The following is a 17595-nucleotide window of genomic DNA, read 5'->3' as shown; positions in this document are numbered from 1 at the left end:
ACCCGCCTGGTCACGGGGCTGTCCCGGGCCATTCCACACAGGAGAACCACACACGTGGCAACCAAGATTCGTCTGAAGCGTCTCGGCAAGATCCGCGACCCGCACTACCGCATCGTCGTCATGGACTCGCGCACCAAGCGCGACGGCCGTGCGATCGAGGAGGTGGGTCAGTACCACCCCAAGAACGATCCGTCGATCATCAAGGTGGACTCCGAGCGCGTGCAGTACTGGCTCGGCGTGGGCGCCCAGCCCACCGAGGCCGTCGTCGCCATCCTGAAGCGCTCCGGTGACTGGCAGAAGTTCTCCGGTGACAAGACCCCCGAGGGTGTCGACGTCGCTCCGGAGAAGGAGGAGAAGCTCGCCCGCTTCAACGCCGCCCTCGCCGAGGCCGACGACGCCCCGAAGTCCGAGGCCATCAGCAAGAAGAAGGCCAAGGCCGACGAGGCCCCCGCCGACGAGGCCGCCGCTGAGGAGGCTCCCGCCGAGCGGGCCGAGGCCACCGAGGACCCGCAGGCCGACGCCGCCACCCCGGCCGAGGAGGCCGGCGAGAAGGTCGACGAGGTCGCTCCGGCCGAAGGCGCCTGATCGTGCTGGCCGACGCCCTGGAGCACCTGGTTCGCGGCATCGTCACGAATCCTGACGACGTCGTCGTCAAGGACAAGGACCTGCGCCGTGGCCGGATGCTGGAGGTCAGGGTCAATCCCGAGGACATCGGCAAGGTCATCGGTCGGCAGGGACGCACCGCGTCGGCCCTGCGCACCGTGGTGGCCGCGCTGGCCGGTCGCGAGCAGGTCCGGGTCGACTTCGTCGACGTGGACCGTCGCGGCGGCGGCCGTCGCCACTGAGCTGAGAACCATCGACGAGCGCCTCGCACCCCCGGGTGCGAGGCGCTCGTCGCGTCACGACATGTGATCGCCCCACCCGGGGCAGGATGTAGCAGTACCGAGCAGGAGGCAGCACGTGGAGACAGTCGAGGTGGTGGTGGGCCGGATCGGTCGCGCCCACGGGATCAAGGGCGACGTGGCCGTCGACCTGCACACCGACGAGCCGGAGCGGCGCTTCGAGCCCGGCGCGGTGCTCCGCGTCGAGGGTACCCGGCGCGAGCTCACCGTCGCCTCCGCGCGCTGGCACTCCGGGCGCCTGCTGGTGAAGTTCGAGCAGCTGGCGGACCGCACCGCCGTGGAGCAGGCGCGGGGCAGCGTCCTGGTGGTCGACGTCGACCCCGACGAGCTGCCCGAGGAGGAGGACGAGTACTACGACCGCCAGCTGGTCGGTCTGGAGGCGGTACTGCCCGACGGCACCGTGGTGGGCAGGGTCAGTCAGGTGGTGCACATGCCCGCCCAGGACCTGCTGGCCATCACCACGGAGACCGGCGAGCGCCTGGTGCCCTTCGTCACCGAGCTGGTGCCCTCGGTGGACCTGGCCGCCGGCCGCGTCGAGCTCACCGACCTGCCCGGTCTGCTCGACGACGAGGGCGCCGACGTGGTGGATCCGCAGGCGACGGGGGAGCGCGCCTGATGCGCATCGACGTCGTCTCGATCTTCCCGGACTACTTCGCCCCGCTCAGCCTGTCGCTGGTCGGCAAGGCGATCGACAAGGGGCTGCTGCAGGTGGGCGTGCACGACCTGCGCCAGTGGACCCACGACCGGCACAACACCGTCGACGACACCCCCTACGGCGGAGGCGCCGGCATGGTGATGAAGCCCGAGCCCTGGGGGGAGTGCCTCGACGAGCTGACCGACGGCCTGGACGAGCCGCCCGTGCTCGTGGTGCCCACGCCCAGCGGCGTGCCCTTCAGTCAGCCCATCGCCTACGAGCTGAGCGAGCGCAGTCACCTGCTCTTCGCCTGTGGACGCTACGAGGGCATCGACCACCGCGTCTTCGAGCACGCCGAGCAGCGCATGGAGGTGCGTGAGCTGAGCCTGGGCGACTACGTGCTGAACGGGGGAGAGGTGGCCACCCTGGCCATGGTCGAGGCCGTCGTGCGGCTGATCCCCGGGGTGATCGGCAATCCCGCCTCCCTGGAGGAGGAGAGCCACTCCGCGGGCCAGGACAACCTGCTGGAGTACCCCGTCTACACCAAGCCGCCGAGCTGGCGCGGACTGGACGTGCCGGAGGTGCTCTTCAGCGGCCACCACGCCCGGATCGCGGCCTGGCGACGGCAGCAGTCCGAGGCCCTGACGAGACGCCGCCGCCCGGACCTGCTGGACTGAATTAAGTGCCGCAAGCGTGACTTAATTCCACCTGAAATTGTGGCAACTGCCCAAGTCAGAGTGCGATTCATAACATTTCGGCCGGAACCGTCCCAAACACGGCTCAGCGAATTCACACCCCGGGTGGAAGTTGTCTAGGGTGGGCCCGTGGCGACAACTCTTACCAACCATCAGAGGGCAACCCGGTCCACAGTGGCGATGAAGGCCATCATGGCCGTCACCGGCCTGTGTCTGATCGGCTTCCTGCTCATGCACATGTTCGGCAACACCAAGTTGCTGCTTCCCGACAACGGCGCCGAGTTCAACGAGTACTCGCACTACCTGCGCCGTTTCCTCTACCCGATCGTGCCCCCGATGTGGTTCCTGTGGGCCTTCCGGATCTTCCTGCTGGCCTGCATCGTCCTCCACATGTGGAGCGCGGCGAAGCTCACCGGGCGCAACCACCGCAATGCCGGCGGTGCGCGCTATGCCAACAAGAAGAACGTGGAGAGCTCCTTCGCGGCGCGGACCATGATCTGGAGCGGCATCATCCTGCTGCTCGGCCTGGTCATGCACCTGCTGCACTACACCGCGCAGGTGCTGCGCCCGGGCTACCCCGACGGTGCGACCGACCTGGATCCCTTCCACCGTGTGCTCGCCGGCTTCGGTGAGTGGTGGGTCGTGCTGGCCTACCTGGTCTTCATGGTCGCGGTCTGCCTGCACATCTACCACGGCTGCGCCAGTGCCTTCACCACGCTGGGCGCCAATGTGAGCGCGGGGTCGCGCAAGCTGCTGAAGACGCTCTCGGCGATCATCGCCGTGCTGCTCTTCATCGGCTTCATGACGCCTCCCGTGATGATCCTGACTGGAGTGATTGCACAATGAGCAGCGTTTACCGTCCCGACGACGTCCCCCGCACCGACGCCCAGAGCGAGGTCCAGGCCGACGCGGAGTTCATGACTCCCGCCGCGGCCCCCTCGGTCGAGTCCGGCGCCCCCGCCCCCGCCGCCGTGGCCGAGGGTGAGTACTGGAACGTCGGGGAGGACTTCGGCGACACCAAGGCGCCCACCAATGTCCCGATCGACAAGGTCTGGAGCGAGCGCAAGTTCACCGCCAAGCTGGTGAACCCCGCCAACCGCCGCAAGCTGAAGGTGATCATCGTGGGCACCGGCCTGGCCGGTGGCGCCGCCGCCGCCACTCTGGGCGAGGCCGGCTACCACGTCGAGAACTTCTGCTACCAGGACAGCCCGCGTCGTGCGCACTCGATCGCCGCGCAGGGTGGCATCAACGCTGCGAAGAACTACCGCAACGACAACGACTCCACCCACCGCCTGTTCTACGACACGGTCAAGGGCGGCGACTACCGCTCCCGCGAGACCAATGTCTACCGACTGGCCGAGGTCAGCGCGAACATCATCGACCAGTGCGTCGCCCAGGGCGTTCCCTTCGCCCGTGAGTACGGCGGCCTGCTGGACACCCGCTCCTTCGGCGGCGTGCAGGTGCAGCGCACCTTCTACGCCCGTGGCCAGACCGGTCAGCAGCTGCTGATCGGTGCCTACCAGGCCCTGGAGCGCCAGGTGGCGGCCGGCACCGTGCACATGCACACCCGCCACGAGATGATCGAGCTGATCACCGTCGACGGCATGGCCCGCGGCATCGTCACCCGTGACATGGTCACCGGCAAGATCGAGGCCTGGACCGCCGACGCGGTGGTGCTCGCCACCGGCGGCTACGGCAACGTCTTCTTCCTGTCCACCAATGCGATGGGCTGCAACGTGACCGCCTCCTGGCGGGCGCACCGCAAGGGCGCGTACTTCGCGAACCCCTGCTACACGCAGATCCACCCCACCTGCATCCCGGTGCACGGCGAGACCCAGTCAAAGCTGACCCTGATGTCCGAGTCGCTGCGCAATGACGGCCGGATCTGGGTGCCCAAGCGCGCCGAGGACTGCGACAAGGATCCCCGCCAGATTCCCGAGGAGGATCGCGACTACTACCTGGAGCGCATCTACCCGGCCTTCGGCAACCTGGTGCCGCGTGACATCGCCTCGCGACAGGCCAAGAACATGTGCGACGAGGGTCGTGGCGTCGGCCCGGCCGTGCGCGAGATCGATCCCGACACGGGCCAGGAGCGCATGGTCCGCCGTGGCGTCTACCTGGACTTCTCCGATGCGATCAACCGTCTCGGCCAGAAGGCCGTGGAGGCCAAGTACGGCAACCTGTTCGACATGTACAAGCAGATCACCGCTGACGACCCCTACCAGGTCCCGATGCGGATCTACCCCGCGGTGCACTACACCATGGGCGGTCTGTGGGTCGACTACGACCTGATGAGCACCATCACCGGTCTGTACGTGACGGGCGAGGCCAACTTCTCCGACCACGGCGCCAACCGCCTCGGTGCCTCGGCACTGATGCAGGGCCTGGCGGACGGCTACTTCGTGCTGCCGAACACCATCAACGACTACCTGGCCGACGCCGCCAAGCGTCCCCAGGTGGGTCTTGACCATCCGGCCGTGGTGGAGGCCGTCGACGCCGCCACCAACCGCATCAACACCCTGCTGAGCATCAACGGCTCCCGCACGGTCGACTCCTTCCACAAGGAGCTCGGCAACATCATGTGGGAGTACTGCGGCATGGATCGTCGGGAGGAGGGCCTCAAGACCGCGATCGAGAAGATCCGCGCCCTGCGGGCCGAGTTCTGGCGTGACGTCAAGGTCACCGGCGTGAACGAGGACTTCAACCAGACCCTCGAGCGAGCCGGCCGACTGGCCGACTTCCTGGAGCTGGGCGAGCTGATGTGCGTGGACGCGCTGCATCGTCGCGAGTCCTGCGGTGGTCACTTCCGCGGCGAGAGCCAGACGGAGGAGGGCGAGGCGCTGCGTCACGACGACGAGTTCGCCTACGTCGGTGCATGGGAGTGGACGGGCGAGGGCAACAAGCCCACCCTGCACAAGGAACCCCTGGTCTACAAGGCCATCGAGCTCAAGCAACGGAGTTACAAGTGAAGGTCACACTGCGTATCTGGCGTCAGGCGAATGCCCAGGCGAAGGGCCAGATGGTCACCTACCCGCTCGACGGGGTCAGCGAGGACATGTCCTTCCTCGAGATGCTGGACCTCCTCAACGAGCAGCTGACCGTCCAGGGCGAGGAGCCCGTGGCCTTCGACCACGACTGCCGTGAGGGCATCTGCGGCATGTGTGGTGTCGTCATCAACGGCATCGCCCACGGCGGCCAGCACACCACCACCTGCCAGCTGCACATGCGTTCGTTCGCGGACGGCGCGGTCATCGACATCGAGCCCTGGAAGGCCGGGGCCTTCCCGGTCATCAAGGACCTCGTGGTCGACCGCGGTGCCTTCGACCGGATCATCCAGGCCGGCGGCTACATCTCGGTGAACACCGGTTCGGCTCCGGACGCCCACGCCACCCCCGCGCCCAAGCGCGAGGCTGACAAGGCCTTCGACAACGCCACCTGCATCGGTTGCGGCGCCTGCGTCGCGGCCTGCCCGAACGGCTCGGCGATGCTGTTCACCGCGGCGAAGATCACCCACCTGGCCATGCTCCCGCAGGGCCAGCCCGAGCGGTACAGCCGCGTCAAGGGCATGGTGGCGCAGCACGACGAAGAGGGCTTCGGCGGCTGCACCAACATCGGTGAGTGCGCCCAGGTCTGCCCCAAGGGCATCCCGCTGGAGAGCATCTCCCAGCTGAACCGCGACCTGATCAAGTCGCTGTTCAAGGGCGACGGCAAGTAGGTCGCACCGCCGCCACGCACCGGGGCCGGTCAGGAGAGATCCTGACCGGCCCTGTGTCGTGCTCGGGGACTGTTGCTGGACGGGGAGCCATGAGGCCCGTAGGCCCCGGTGCTGGGTGGCGTCGCCGTTCAGCCGGCCAGCTGGTCGCTGATCGCCGCGGCCCGGCGACGCACCGGCGAGTCCATGGGGGAGGGGGCGCCCTCGGCGGGCGCCACGAAGGTGATCCACTCCAGGCGGTTGCCCACCTGGATGATGCTGGCCTGCTCCACCATCGCGGTGCGCGTGGCGGCGGTGTAGGTCACCTGGCGGAAGGTGGACTGGGTGGTGCCCGAGGCCTGCCGCGCGCGCTCGCCCAGCGGCAGGTCGACCGGTTCTCCCAGTGTCACCTGCTGGTTCCCGAAGGCGGTCGCGGTGGCAGGGCAGTCGTGGTACCAGGAGCGCAGCGCGGAGCGTGCCTGACTGGCCTGCTCGACCGAGGTGAAGCTGTAGACCATGACATGGGCCTGCGCCTGACCGTCGCCCAGGTGGCGGTTCAGGTCGGAGGACTGCCCCAGGCCCTGGCGTCCCCGGTCGCACAGGCTCACCGAGCGCTGGGGCTTCGCGTCGTTCTCCAGGCGTGACTCCTCGGCGAGGTCGCCGGGGGACGTGAGGTAGATGCTCGAGGCGTCGGCCACCTGCCCCCAGCCTGCCGGGGATGCTGCCGCGGTGCTGCGGCTCGGCGTCGCCTCCGGTGTGCCACTGGGCTCAGGACTGGCGGTGATGCTGTCGGAGGGGGAGGGGGACGCGCTGGCCGCCTCGCTGCTGGGGGCGGGCTCGGGGACGGGCTGCTGGCTCTTCGGCGGCGAGGATGGTGTGAAGACCGGCAGTGGGCTGCCGGTGGGCCCTGCGGGGGCGGTGGTGACCTGGCTGGGCGAGGGATTGCTGGCCGTGTCGACCCGGGCGCGCTGACTGGGCAGGATGCCTCCCAACCCGAGGGCGGAACCGGCTGCCACGGCGGCCAGGGCCAGCGTGCCCGCGGCGATCCCGGTGCGGCGGCGGGTGCGTCGGCGATCGCCGAGCTGCCGGATGGCACTGGGCGGCAGCGGCTCGAGGACGTCGTCGGTCTCGGCCTCGAAGCGGCGGAAGAGCGCCTCCGTGCGACGGTCGAGCTCGGGGTCGAAGCGATCGATGTCAGGCACTGGCGCACCTCCTGTCTGTGTCCAAGGGATCCTGGGCGGGGCCCTGCTCATGATGTCTACGCACGGGCGAGGCATCCGGTTGCACGGACTTGCGAAAACTTCTGCCTCATCCCAGCCGGGTCCCCTCAGGATCACCGAGGATCTTCGCCAGGGCGGCCCGGCCCCGCGAGAGCCGGGCCTTCACCGTCCCGGCCGGGGCCCCGATCTCCGCGGCGATGTCGTTGACGCCCATGTCGCACAGGTGGTGCAGCACGATCACGCGGCGCTGCTCCTCGGGGAGCTGGGCCAGGGCCCGCTGCAGGGCCACCCGGGTGGGCGAGGGCTGCTCGCCCTCCCGATCCTCGAGGGCACGGTCCGCCTGCCGGAAGCCGCGACGGGTCCTGCGCCAGCGGCTCACCGCGAGCCGGTAGGCGACGGTACGCACCCAGGCCTCGGGGGCCTCGCTCTCGTCGAGCTGGCGGCGCTTGTCCCAGGCTCGCACGAAGGCCTCCTGGGTGCAGTCCTGGGCCTCCGCCAGGTTGCCGCACATGGCATAGATCTGGCTGACCACCTTGGAGAAGGAGGCCGCGTAGAAGGCGTCGAACGCCTCTTCGGTCATCTCTTCTCCTGGGCTGGTGCGACGGCACGGCAGCACACAGTCTGGCCCAGCACGGGCTCACCGGCTGTGCGCCACCCCGGGCCTGGACGCCACGTGGTCGACCTGCGGCCCGATTTCCTGGTGCGCGCCCTCCTGTGGAAGAATGACGAGCTGTTGCTCTGCGCTGTCCGGCTCCTGCCACAGGGGGATCGTCCGGAACGTGGGGACCAATTGACCCATACCAGCATGGTGACCTGTGGCACTGGCGAGGAAACAGACATGAACAAGCTCATCGAGGCGATCGACCAGGCCTCCCTGCGTACCGACCACCCCGACTTCCGCGCGGGCGACTCCGTCAAGGTCCACGTGCGCGTGGTCGAGGGCAACCGCTCCCGTATCCAGGTCTTCGCCGGCGTCGTGATCGCCCGCAATGCCGGTGGTATCCAGGAGGCCTTCACCGTCCGCAAGGTCAGCTTCGGCACCGGTGTGGAGCGCACCTTCCCGCTGCACTCCCCGATCATCGAGAAGATCGAGGTCGAGCGTCGCGGTGACGTGCGTCGCGCCAAGCTCTACTACCTGCGCGAGCTGCGCGGCAAGGCTGCCAAGATCAAGGAGAAGCGTTCCTGAGACGCCTCCCCGGACAGGGCCCATCGCTTCGGCGATGGGCCCTTCGTCGTCCTCCGGACCGCAAGCGCCACGCCATCGCGTCGGCCGGGCTCGCCTACACTGGGCCGGGCATCGCGTGCGGTACGCGGTCGGAGTGCGGAGGAGTGCAGTGAGCAAGTCAGACCAGGCCGGCGCCACGCGGGCTGAGCAGACCCGGTCGCGCTCCGCTGGAGGAAAGGCGCTCGGCGCACTGGGCGAACTGGTCATCGTCGTGATCGGTGCCCTGCTGATCTCCGCGGTGCTGCGGGCCTTCGTCGGCCAGATGTTCATCATCCCGTCCGGCTCGATGGAGAACACCCTGCAGGTGAACGACCGGGTGGTGGTGAGCAAGCTGGGCAGCTTCCACCGGGGCGATGTCGTGGTCTTCGAGGACTCCGCCGGCTGGATCCTGGAACGGCCCCAGGAGCGCAGCGCCATCGGCAAGGTCGGCGAGACCATCGGCGTGCTGCCCTCCACCGCCTCCAACCACCTGATCAAGCGGGTCATCGGCATGCCGGGTGACACGGTGAGCTGCTGCGACGACAAGGGCCGGCTGATGGTCAACGGCGTGCCCATCGACGAGTCCGCCTACCTCTACTCCGATGCGGACGGGCAGGTGGCCGCGAGTGCCTTCGACTTCACCGTCACCGTCCCCAAGGGCCGCATCTTCGTGATGGGCGACCATCGCAACGCCTCCGGCGACTCGCGCTGCCACCTGTCCGACGGCAGCCCGGCGGGGATGTCCGCCTTCGTGCCCGAGGAGACCGTCGTGGGTCGGGCCGTGGCGATCGCCGCGCCGCTGGACCGGCTGGGAACGCTGCGCAATCCCGGCACCTTCGCGGCCGTTCCCGAACCGGTCTCAGGGGCGCCCGACAGCCCCAGCATCTCGCCGAAGGACGTCACCTGTTGAGCCAGATCCGTCCGGGGCGGGGGATCTACGGCTACGAACGGGCCCTGGCCCGCGCCGGCCTGGCGCCGGTGGCCGGTGCCGACGAGGCCGGACGCGGCGCCTGTGCCGGGCCACTGGTGGCGGCGGCCGTCGTGCTGGCCGACAGCCCGTTGCGGCGCATCACCGGCCTGGCCGACTCCAAGCTGCTCACCGCCAAGGCGCGCGAACGGGTCTACCAGGAGGTGATGGACAAGGCCGTCTGTGTGGCCTGCGTCCGCGTCGAGGCCCCCGAGTGCGACCAGCTCGGGATGCACGAGGCAGACATCCAGGGGCTGCGCCGCGCGCTGTTGCGCCTGGACGTGCAGCCTGCCTATGTGCTGACCGACGGCTTCCCGGTGGACGGGCTGGGCGTGCCCGGGCTGGCCGTCTGGAAGGGGGACCGGGTGGCGGCCTGTGTCGCTGCGGCCTCGGTGGTGGCCAAGGTCACCCGTGACCGCATCATGACCGGCTACGCCGAGCAGTACCCGGACTACGGCTTCGAGGTGCACAAGGGCTATGTCACCCGGCTGCACCAGCAGCGGCTGCAGGAGCACGGTCCCTGCCCCATCCATCGCTTCCGCTACGAGAACGTGGCGCGCGCTAGAGTTGGCACACCATGAGCGCCGAAGACCTTGAGCAGTACGAGAGCAAGCTCGAACTCGACCTGTACCGCGAGTACAAGGACGTGGTGGGGATCTTCACCTATGCCGTCGAGACCGAGCGCCGCTTCTACCTGTGCAATGCCGTGGACCTCAAGGTCCGCACGGAGGGCGGCGACGTCTACTACGAGGTGAGCATGGGCGACGCCTGGGTCTGGGACATGTACCGCCCCGCGCGCTTCGTGAAGTCGGCCAAGGTGCTCACCTTCCGCGACGTCTCCATCGAGGAGATCGCGCACTCCGACCTCCAGGTTCCCGACGACCAGGCCTGAGGCTGCGCCGAGCGGGTTGTCCACAGCATGACCGGATCGCTTGCGTCCTGACGCAAGACCTGGGGAAGCGAGGCTTGCACCACCTCGACGTCCACACTCCTCCCACGAGGAGGAGTCATGGACCCACGAACACCCACCACCAGCCACGACCAGCAGGTCGGTCGGCTCGGTGAGGACCTGGCCGATGCGCACCTGCGGGGCCTGGGCTGGCAGGTCATCGAGCGCAACTGGCGATGCCCCGAGGGGGAGCTGGACATCATCGCTCGCGAGCCGCTGGACAGCGGCGGAACGGCCCTGGTCTTCGTCGAGGTGAAGTATCGCTCCGGCCGGGGGTGGGGCGATCCGCTCGAGGCTGTGACGCGGGCGAAGGTCAAGCGGCTGGCGGCCCTGGCCCAGCTCTGGCTGCGCGAGCACCCCCAGCACGCCGAACAGATCCGCATCGACGCGATCGGCGTGCTGCGCGTCCCCGGCCAGCGGCACCGGATCAGCCACGCCCGTGGAATCACCCGATGAGCGCCTCCGCCGCCTGGTCGGTCTGCCTGGTGGGCATGGAGGGCACCATGGTGGAGGTGGAGGCCGCCATCGGGGGCGGGCTGCCCAAGACGGTCCTGGTCGGTCTGCCTGACACGGCGCTCTACGAGGCCCGGGACCGCTGCCATGCCGCGGTGGCCTCCAGCGGGCTGTGCTGGCCCAGCCAGCTGGTCACCATCAACCTCACCCCGGCGACGCTGCCCAAGGCTGGTTCCCACTACGACCTGGCCATCGTGACCGCCGTGCTCGCAGCTGCCGAGGTGGTGCCGGCGCGGATGGCCGAGCGGGTCGTGATGATGGGGGAGCTCGGGCTGGACGGCCGGGTGCGGCCGGTGCGCGGGGTGCTGCCCGGTGTGCTGGCGGCCCAGGATGCCGGTTTCGAGGTCGCCGTGGTGCCCGCCGGTCAGGTGGCGGAGGCCCAGCTGGCGGAGGGCATGACGGTCTGGGGTGTGCGCACCCTGGCCGACGTGGTCGAGGTGCTGCACGGTCGTCCGGTCCTGCTGCCCACGCAGGTGGTGGTCGAACCGGAGGAGGAGTGCCCGGCGCACCAGCCCGACCTGGCCGATGTCGTCGGTCAGGAGGAGGCCCGCTTCGCCCTGGAGGTGGCGGCCGCCGGCCGCCACCACCTGTTCATGACCGGGCCCCCTGGCGTCGGCAAGACCATGCTCGCGGAGCGCCTGCCCGGCCTGCTTCCGGACCTGACGCGCCCGGAGTCTCTGGAGGTCTCCGCGGTGCACTCGCTGGCCGGCCGGGACCTGAGCGACGGGTTGGTGGTGCGCCCACCCTTCGCCGACCCGCACCACAATGCCTCGATGGCCTCGCTGGTGGGTTCGGGGAACCGCGTGGCGCGGCCGGGGTCGATCTCGCTGGCCCACCGCGGGGTGCTCTTCCTCGATGAGGCCCCGGAGTTCGGCATGGCAACGCTGGACGCCCTGCGCACCCCGCTGGAGTCTGGCTGGGTGAGCATCGGCAGGGCCCAGGTACAGGCACGCTTCCCGGCGCGCTTCCAGCTGGTCCTCGCCTCGAATCCCTGTCCCTGTGGAAATCACGGCACCCGCGGCGCGGACTGTCGATGCACCCCGATGATGGTGCGGCGCTATGCCGACAAGCTGAGCGGCCCGATCCTGGACCGGGTGGACCTCACGGTCCAGCTGGCGCCGGTGAGCCGGGAGTACCTGGCGGCGGCCCGGCTCCGCCAGGAGGGCACGGCCCAGGTGGCCGCCCGAGTGGCCGAGGCCCGGGCACGACAGGCGAGGCGGCTGCGCGGAACACCCTGGCTCACCAATGGAGAGGTGCCCGGGCCCTACCTGCGCAACAGCCTCCCGGTGCCCGAGGGCATCGAGCTGATCGACGATGCGCTGATCCGCCACCAGCTCAGCTCCCGCGGTGTGGACAAGGTGCTGCGCACCGCCTGGACGCTGGCGGACCTGGCCGGTCGTGGTCGGGTGCTGCGCGAGGACGTCCAGGCGGCCATCACACTGCGCCGGGGCGAGCGGCAGGCGGCGGCATGAGCTGGGACGAGGAGCGGCTTGCCCGGGCAGGTCTCAGCGCCAGCTGCGAGGCCGGGGCGCCGCGGCTGGCCGCCCTGGTGGCTGCCGAGGGTGCCCAGGCCGTCTGGCAGGCGCTGCGACGAGGACCGGAGGAGAGCACGTGGGCGCGACGGGCCCGCCTGGTGGACCTCGACCGGCTGGTGGAGCGCTCCGAGTCACTGGGGGTGGCCTTCCTGGTGCCGGGCGACGAGCAGTGGCCCGAGCAGCTGAATGCGCTCGAGGGCGCGCAGGTGGGCGGCATGGGCGGCCCGCCGGTGGGGCTGTGGGCACGGGGACCGGGACGGTTGTCGGCGGGCTGCACGTCGGGCCTGGCCGTGGTGGGGGCCAGGAGCAGCACACCCTACGGCGAATCCGTGGCCGCGGACCTGGCGGCCGGTCTCGCGCGGGGTGCGGGACGGAAGCCGGGCGCCGGTCATCGGTGGACGATCTTCTCTGGCGGTGCCTACGGCATCGACGCCTGCGCCCACCGGGCGGCGCTGTCGGCCGGCGGCACCACGGTCGCGGTGCTGGCCGGCGGGCTGGACGAACCCTATCCGCGGGGCAACCATTCGCTCTTCGAGCGGCTCGCGGCCGAGCAACTGCTGGTGAGCGAGGTGCCGGTGGGTCTGCGCCCCACCCGCGCCGGCTTCCTGGCGCGCAATCGTCTGATCGCCGCACTGACCCAGGGCACCGTGCTGGTGGAGGCAGGGGCCCGCTCCGGAGCCATCAACACCGCCTCCTGGGCTGCCGAGTGCGGGCGCCACGTGATGGCCGTGCCCGGCCCGGTGCACTCGGCGATGAGCGAGGGCTGCCACCGGTTGGTGCGCGACGGCCGGGCCAGCCTGGTCAGCTGTGTCGACGACGTGCAGGTGCTGGTGCAGCCGCTGGGCCAGGCGCCTCTCGCCGACATCGGCGGGCCGAGCCGCGAGCTGGACGGCGTCGAGCCCGGGCTGCTGGCGGTGCGCGAGGTGCTCCCGGGCCGAGGGGCGATGCCGGTGGGGGAAGTTGCCGCGCGCGCCGGGCTGGCCATTCCCGCCACGCTGGCATCATTGGGCGCACTGGAGCAGCTGGGTCTCGCCGGCTGCGACGAGGCGGGGCAGTGGCGGATCCTGCGGCCCCGCCCGGCCCGAACCGATGTCCCCGCCCGTCGGACAGGGACGGCCTAGGAGGATGGATGCGCGTCTACGCACGACCGGGCTGGCGCATGGCCCGCCAGCTGCTCGCCGACCTCGCCGTGGTGGCCTGGCTGGTGGGCTGGGCCCTGGTGGGCCGGTGGCTCTGCCGTCTGCTCCAGACGATGGAGCAGCCTGCCCGCCGCTCGGCCGAGACGGCCCAGCAGATGGCCGAGCAGATGGAACAGGCGCGCGGTCGGGTGGCCGGAGTCCCCGGCATCGGCGACGAGCTGGCCAGCCCCTTCGGGTCGCTGGTGGGCGGTCTGGACCAGATGGTGACCCAGGCCCAGGACCAGGTGGACCTGATCCACAGGATGTCGCTGGTGGCCGGCTGGCTGGTCTTCCTGCTGCCCGCCCTGTCCGCCCTGGCCTGGTGGCTCCCGCGCCGGGCCCGCTTCGTGCGCCGGGCCGCGGCAGCGCGGGCGTTCATCGACGCCGACGCGGACCTGGAGCTCTTCGCGCTGCGGGCCATGGCCAACCTGCCGATGGACCAGATCGCCCAGATCAGCCCCGACCCGGTGGGTCAGTGGCGGGCCGGCAACAGCGACGTGATCCGGGCCCTGGCGGCCCGGGAACTGGAACGCACCGGGCTGGCCATGCCAGCACCGGTGCGTCCGGAGGGTGGTCGGATCAGCCGATGATCGACTGCTGGGGGAGGGCCGCCATCAGCGCCGTGCGGGTGCTCCAGGTGGTGGCCCCGGTGTTGAGGTAGCGGTAGACGGGGCCGGTGGTGCCGTGGCCCACCAGGTCCCAGCGGCCGTCACCGTTCAGGTCGCCGAGGGAACGGACATCGGAGAAGCTGCCCCAGCCGTAGCCGATCTGCACCTTGTTGCCGGACAGCGCCCCGGCGGTGGTGCCGTGGTAGTCCAGCAGGGCGCCGGAGGCGTCGACCGCGAGCAGGTCGACGACCCCCACCTTGCGGATGTCGCCCACCGTGGCGATCTGCTTGATCCCGCCCCATCCGTGGCCGATCTGGGTGGTGGACACGAACTTCAGGTCGCGGTTGAGGGAGTAGCGCTTGAGGGTTCCGTCGGTCGAGGAGATGGCCACGATCTCGGGCAGCCCGTCGCGGGTCATGTCGGGCATCAAGGTCAGCTCGCGCATCGAGTTCCAGCCGTTGCCGATCTGGCGAGCAGTGGTCCAACGGCCGTTGCCCTGGCCGTTCCAGGCCCACAGCGTGCCGTCCTTGCGGCGAGCGATCAGCTCCCCGGCACCGTCACCGTTCACGTCGGCCACCTGGCTCGCCCAGGTGAACGGGGCGCCGGTGAGGGTGGTGCCGGGCTGCACCGCACCGGAGACGGCGCTGGTGGTGGTCGGGTACCAACCGGTGGCGCCGGTGGCGTTCAGCTCCACGACGTCGGCGCGACCGTCGGCATTCTGGTCGCCCTGGGCGCCGCCCTTGACCTGCATCGTGACGGTGCTGCCGTTGTAGCTGAGCCGCCCGTTCGCGAACAGCTGGTAGCCGGTGGTGCTGGAGGTGGCCACCACCTCGCCCGTGGGATAGCCGAGGCTGGTCAGCCGGCTGCCGTTGCTGCGCAGCCAGGTGTTGATGGCGCCGGTGGTGATCCGCGCGCCGGTGCTGGGGGAGTAGTAGATGCTGCCCTTGGCGAAGCGGGTGATGGTCTGTCCGCTGGCGGCCCCGGCAGCCTGGTCGGTGGTGGGCCAGCCCAGCTTGGTGAAGCCGTCGGAGGCCAGGTAGCGCCGGTTGGTGGCCGCCCCCATCCAGAAGGTCGCGCCGGCCGAGGTCTGGTAGACCCCGCCCTGGGTGAAGGTGGTGGTGCGCCCGCCGTTCCACGGTCGCTCCAGGATGTGGGGCGAGCCCAGCTTGCCGGACTCGCCGCCCTGCGAGACCCACTCGGTGTAGATCGGCGTCTTCCAGTTGCCCATCATGGTGGCCACCTGGCTGCGCAGGGTGGGCATGTAGGCGGTGATGTTGGTGCCGGGGCAGGAGGTGGACATCACGTCGCCGTGGCGGGCGATCCGGTTGATGTACTTGCCGGCCAGGGTGAGCTTGGCCTGCGGGTCGCGGTAGTTGCCGGCCAGCTTCCAGGCCAGGACGCGCGAGACCGAGGTCATCGCGGCCGAGCTCTGCTTGGCGGTGGAGGAGTTCATCATCACGCTGATGCCCACGGTGTCGGTGTTCCAGCTGGTCGCGTGGGCTCCGTGCACCGGGTTGTCAGTACCGCCGTGGCGCCCCTCGAAGACGGTGCCGTACTTGTCCACCAGGAAGTTGTAGCCGACGTCGCACCAGCCCAGGCTCTTGGTGTGGTAGCTCAGGATACCGCGCACGATGGAGGGCGACTGCTCGGCGGTGTAGCTGTTGGTGCCGGCCGTGTGGTGCACGATGGCGGCCTTGATCGTGGTGTCCAGGTTGGCGGGGACGCAGTCGGCGCCGTTCAGACGCACCAGGCTCTCGTCGGCGCCCCACTTGGCACGGCTGACGATCGCGGGCTTGGCGACCCCGGTGGTCGTGGCCGTGGCGGCCACCCGCATCGTGGCCAGGCCTCCACCGGAGACCTCGCTGTCGCCGCTCTGCGCCTGCGAGTCGATCAGCGCCAGACGCGCTCCCGACAGGGTGGCGGGGGCGGTGGGGCTCGTGAGCACACGGGCCTCCACGGCGATGGCCTCGCCCACGAAGCTGGGCTCGGTGCCACGTCGGGCAGCCGCCTCGTCGCCCGAGACGGCCTCGGGCTGGTACTCCAGGTCCTGCCAGGGCTGCTGGCCCGCTGCGGTGGTGACCCGCACCTGGAAGCGGGCGGTGCCCTGCAGGTCTGCGAAGGTGATGCCGGCCATGGTGAAGCCGCGCCGGGTGGCCGGGAGCTGGGCGATCACCTTCTGGGTGACCCCGTCCACCTCGACGGTCTGGCCGGCCGGGCTGAGGGACAGTTCGTTGCTGGGGATGGACTCTGCCGGGAGCGGTGCGGCCGGTGCCGCCTGGGCCGTCACGGGGAGGCTGGTCTGCAGGGAACCCACCACCGCCAGGGCGGCCACCGGAGCGAGGATCTTGCGCAGGGTGTGACGTCGCACGTCTGTTCTCCAAAGTGTTGTAACGCGTCAAGGAAAAACGGTCCCCCGACCCGTCCAAGACTTCTGAACAGCGCCCAGTTAACCCCACAAGTCGGCGGCCCCGGCAATCGTCCAGGCGCCGATGCTGAACGTCCGGATGAGGCTTTCTCAGCCTCGGTCCTCTCGCGTCGCGGACATTTCCCCTTGTGACAGCGCATTCGTCAGGACGGGATCCACCTACCTGCAGGTTTGCTGGGGCAGGATGGGTGGCAGCGGCGGAACCGAGCAGGAGGATGCATGGACCTGGAGGACCTGGAATGGGGCGACGTGCTGGCCGACACCGGTGAGGTACTGGTCTGTGAGGCGCTGTTCGGCGAGGACCGGGTGGTGGTCAAGCGGTGGCGCGGCACGGCGCTGGCCGCCGAGCTGCAGGCCCGACGCCTGGTGGGCGCGGCCGGTCCGGCCCAGCCCGACCTGCTGGGCGGTGGCGAGGGCTGGCTGGTGCTGGAGGACCTCTCGGAGAGCATGTGGCGCCCGGCCACGGGCAGTGACCTTGCGGACCCGAGCACCCTGCGCGCCCTCGCGCGCTGGTACGTGAGCATCCATGAGCTTGCCCCCGCGGGACTGCCCGACCCGGTCACGGACCTGTCGGGGCTGGGCGAGGTGCTCGACGGCCTGCTGCCGCCCGATCTGGCCGCGCCGCTCGCCGACCGGCTGGGGCAGTGGTCCATGCTGGTGGCGCACCAGCCACGCAGCCTGGTCGTGGGCAGCTTCGACCTGCCCGCCGTGCAGGTGGTCGGTGCCGGGATGGATGCGATGCTCACCGACCTCTCGGTGGCCCATGCCGGCATCCGGGAGGAGGACCTGGTCCTGGTCCGGGCCGAGCTCGACGACGCCGGCTGGCAGCACTTCCACCAGGAGTACGCCGAGGTCAGCAGCCGTCCGCTCGACGAGCAGGTCTGGCTGGCCCAGCGGGGGATCGGCGAGGTCTTCGGGCTGCTCGCCAGTGTGTTGCAAGGCCGCCGGCCCGACGAGGCCCGGGTGGCCCGGCTGCAGCAGCTGTTGGCCTGAGCACGGGCCGGCACGGTCAAGTCCAGGCAAGTGGTGTAACGGCTGGTGATCCTGCAGGGCGGGGTCAGCTGGCGAGTGCGG

Annotated in this window: 19 protein-coding genes; 16 read left to right on the top strand and 3 right to left on the bottom strand. The window is 70.1% G+C overall.

Translation table 11 applies throughout. The features are described 5' to 3' along the window. The first annotated feature begins 54 nt into the window (after window positions 1-54). The 7 genes from rpsP (at window position 55) to ABD073_RS12755 (ending at window position 5946) form a co-directional block, all read left to right on the top strand. Window positions 55-585 (top strand): 30S ribosomal protein S16, encoded by a 531-nt coding sequence (rpsP, locus tag ABD073_RS12785; RefSeq protein WP_343875188.1) that lies wholly within the window; start codon window positions 55-57, stop codon window positions 583-585. 2 nt (window positions 586-587) lie between these two features. Further along, the gene (locus tag ABD073_RS12780; protein ID WP_343875187.1) at window positions 588-845 is read left to right on the top strand and encodes an RNA-binding protein; all 258 of its coding nucleotides are present in this window, start codon (window positions 588-590) and stop codon (window positions 843-845) included. A gap of 115 nt (window positions 846-960) precedes the next feature. Next, window positions 961-1518 carry a ribosome maturation factor RimM gene (gene rimM, locus ABD073_RS12775; protein ID WP_343875185.1) on the top strand — a complete coding sequence of 186 codons (558 nt, stop codon included), beginning with the start codon at window positions 961-963 and terminating at the stop codon, window positions 1516-1518. Next, window positions 1518-2213: a tRNA (guanosine(37)-N1)-methyltransferase TrmD gene (gene trmD / locus ABD073_RS12770; protein ID WP_343875184.1), complete on the top strand. Its 696-nt coding sequence runs from the start codon at window positions 1518-1520 to the stop codon at window positions 2211-2213. Before rimM ends, trmD begins: the two co-directional genes overlap by 1 nt. 198 nt (window positions 2214-2411) lie before the next feature. Continuing rightward, window positions 2412-3077 (top strand): succinate dehydrogenase cytochrome b subunit, encoded by a 666-nt coding sequence (locus ABD073_RS12765; RefSeq protein ID WP_343875181.1) that lies wholly within the window; start codon window positions 2412-2414, stop codon window positions 3075-3077. Between the two features lie 71 nt (window positions 3078-3148). Further along, window positions 3149-5200, top strand: a complete 2052-nt coding sequence (locus ABD073_RS12760) for a fumarate reductase/succinate dehydrogenase flavoprotein subunit (RefSeq protein WP_343875290.1) — start codon at window positions 3149-3151, stop codon at window positions 5198-5200. Further along, window positions 5197-5946 carry a succinate dehydrogenase/fumarate reductase iron-sulfur subunit gene (locus ABD073_RS12755; RefSeq protein WP_343875179.1) on the top strand — a complete coding sequence of 250 codons (750 nt, stop codon included), beginning with the start codon at window positions 5197-5199 and terminating at the stop codon, window positions 5944-5946. Before ABD073_RS12760 ends, ABD073_RS12755 begins: the two co-directional genes overlap by 4 nt. Window positions 5947-6074: 128 nt before the next feature. On the opposite strand, the gene ABD073_RS12750 is transcribed toward ABD073_RS12755, so the two are convergent. Together ABD073_RS12750 and ABD073_RS12745 are read right to left on the bottom strand one after the other, a co-directional pair. After that, window positions 6075-7124 (bottom strand): hypothetical protein, encoded by a 1050-nt coding sequence (locus ABD073_RS12750; protein WP_343875177.1) that lies wholly within the window; start codon window positions 7122-7124, stop codon window positions 6075-6077. A gap of 106 nt (window positions 7125-7230) precedes the next feature. Next, window positions 7231-7722 carry an RNA polymerase sigma factor gene (locus ABD073_RS12745; protein ID WP_343875175.1) on the bottom strand — a complete coding sequence of 164 codons (492 nt, stop codon included), beginning with the start codon at window positions 7720-7722 and terminating at the stop codon, window positions 7231-7233. Between the two features lie 258 nt (window positions 7723-7980). Here ABD073_RS12745 and rplS point away from each other — a divergent pair, with 258 nt between their 5' ends. The 8 genes from rplS to ABD073_RS12705 all read left to right on the top strand — a co-directional run bounded on the left by rplS (window position 7981) and on the right by ABD073_RS12705 (window position 14078). Further along, window positions 7981-8328: a 50S ribosomal protein L19 gene (gene rplS, locus ABD073_RS12740; RefSeq protein WP_343875173.1), complete on the top strand. Its 348-nt coding sequence runs from the start codon at window positions 7981-7983 to the stop codon at window positions 8326-8328. Between the two features lie 148 nt (window positions 8329-8476). Further along, complete coding sequence (lepB, locus tag ABD073_RS12735) at window positions 8477-9256, top strand: signal peptidase I (RefSeq protein ID WP_343875171.1); 780 nt, start codon at window positions 8477-8479, stop codon at window positions 9254-9256. Further along, a complete protein-coding gene (locus tag ABD073_RS12730; RefSeq protein ID WP_343875288.1) occupies window positions 9250-9894 on the top strand; it encodes a ribonuclease HII in 645 nt (214 codons plus the stop codon). Before lepB ends, ABD073_RS12730 begins: the two co-directional genes overlap by 7 nt. Next, window positions 9891-10205 carry a DUF2469 domain-containing protein gene (locus tag ABD073_RS12725; RefSeq protein WP_343875169.1) on the top strand — a complete coding sequence of 105 codons (315 nt, stop codon included), beginning with the start codon at window positions 9891-9893 and terminating at the stop codon, window positions 10203-10205. The genes ABD073_RS12730 and ABD073_RS12725 overlap by 4 nt, the downstream gene beginning before the upstream one ends. A 117-nt stretch (window positions 10206-10322) precedes the next feature. Beyond that, window positions 10323-10718, top strand: a complete 396-nt coding sequence (locus ABD073_RS12720; RefSeq protein WP_343875167.1) for a YraN family protein — start codon at window positions 10323-10325, stop codon at window positions 10716-10718. Continuing rightward, window positions 10715-12247 carry a YifB family Mg chelatase-like AAA ATPase gene (locus ABD073_RS12715; protein WP_343875166.1) on the top strand — a complete coding sequence of 511 codons (1533 nt, stop codon included), beginning with the start codon at window positions 10715-10717 and terminating at the stop codon, window positions 12245-12247. The genes ABD073_RS12720 and ABD073_RS12715 overlap by 4 nt, the downstream gene beginning before the upstream one ends. After that, window positions 12244-13431: a DNA-processing protein DprA gene (gene dprA, locus ABD073_RS12710; RefSeq protein ID WP_343875165.1), complete on the top strand. Its 1188-nt coding sequence runs from the start codon at window positions 12244-12246 to the stop codon at window positions 13429-13431. Before ABD073_RS12715 ends, dprA begins: the two co-directional genes overlap by 4 nt. Before the next feature lie 8 nt (window positions 13432-13439). Beyond that, window positions 13440-14078, top strand: a complete 639-nt coding sequence (locus ABD073_RS12705; RefSeq protein WP_343875163.1) for a hypothetical protein — start codon at window positions 13440-13442, stop codon at window positions 14076-14078. Here the strand turns inward: ABD073_RS12705 and ABD073_RS12700 are convergent. Further along, window positions 14068-16464, bottom strand: a complete 2397-nt coding sequence (locus tag ABD073_RS12700) for an N-acetylmuramoyl-L-alanine amidase (protein WP_343875161.1) — start codon at window positions 16462-16464, stop codon at window positions 14068-14070. The genes ABD073_RS12705 and ABD073_RS12700 overlap by 11 nt on opposite strands. Window positions 16465-16740: 276 nt before the next feature. On the opposite strand from ABD073_RS12700, the gene ABD073_RS12695 reads away from it, so the two are divergent. Continuing rightward, window positions 16741-17514 carry a hypothetical protein gene (locus ABD073_RS12695; RefSeq protein ID WP_343875159.1) on the top strand — a complete coding sequence of 258 codons (774 nt, stop codon included), beginning with the start codon at window positions 16741-16743 and terminating at the stop codon, window positions 17512-17514. Window positions 17515-17595 lie beyond the last annotated feature (81 nt).

Origin of the sequence: Luteococcus peritonei (genome assembly GCF_039526385.1) — a bacterium.
Classification (GTDB): Bacteria; Actinomycetota; Actinomycetes; order Propionibacteriales; family Propionibacteriaceae; genus Luteococcus; species Luteococcus peritonei.
The sequence above is the reverse complement of the archived record's forward strand: the minus strand, read 5'-3'. Positions and strand labels throughout refer to the sequence as shown.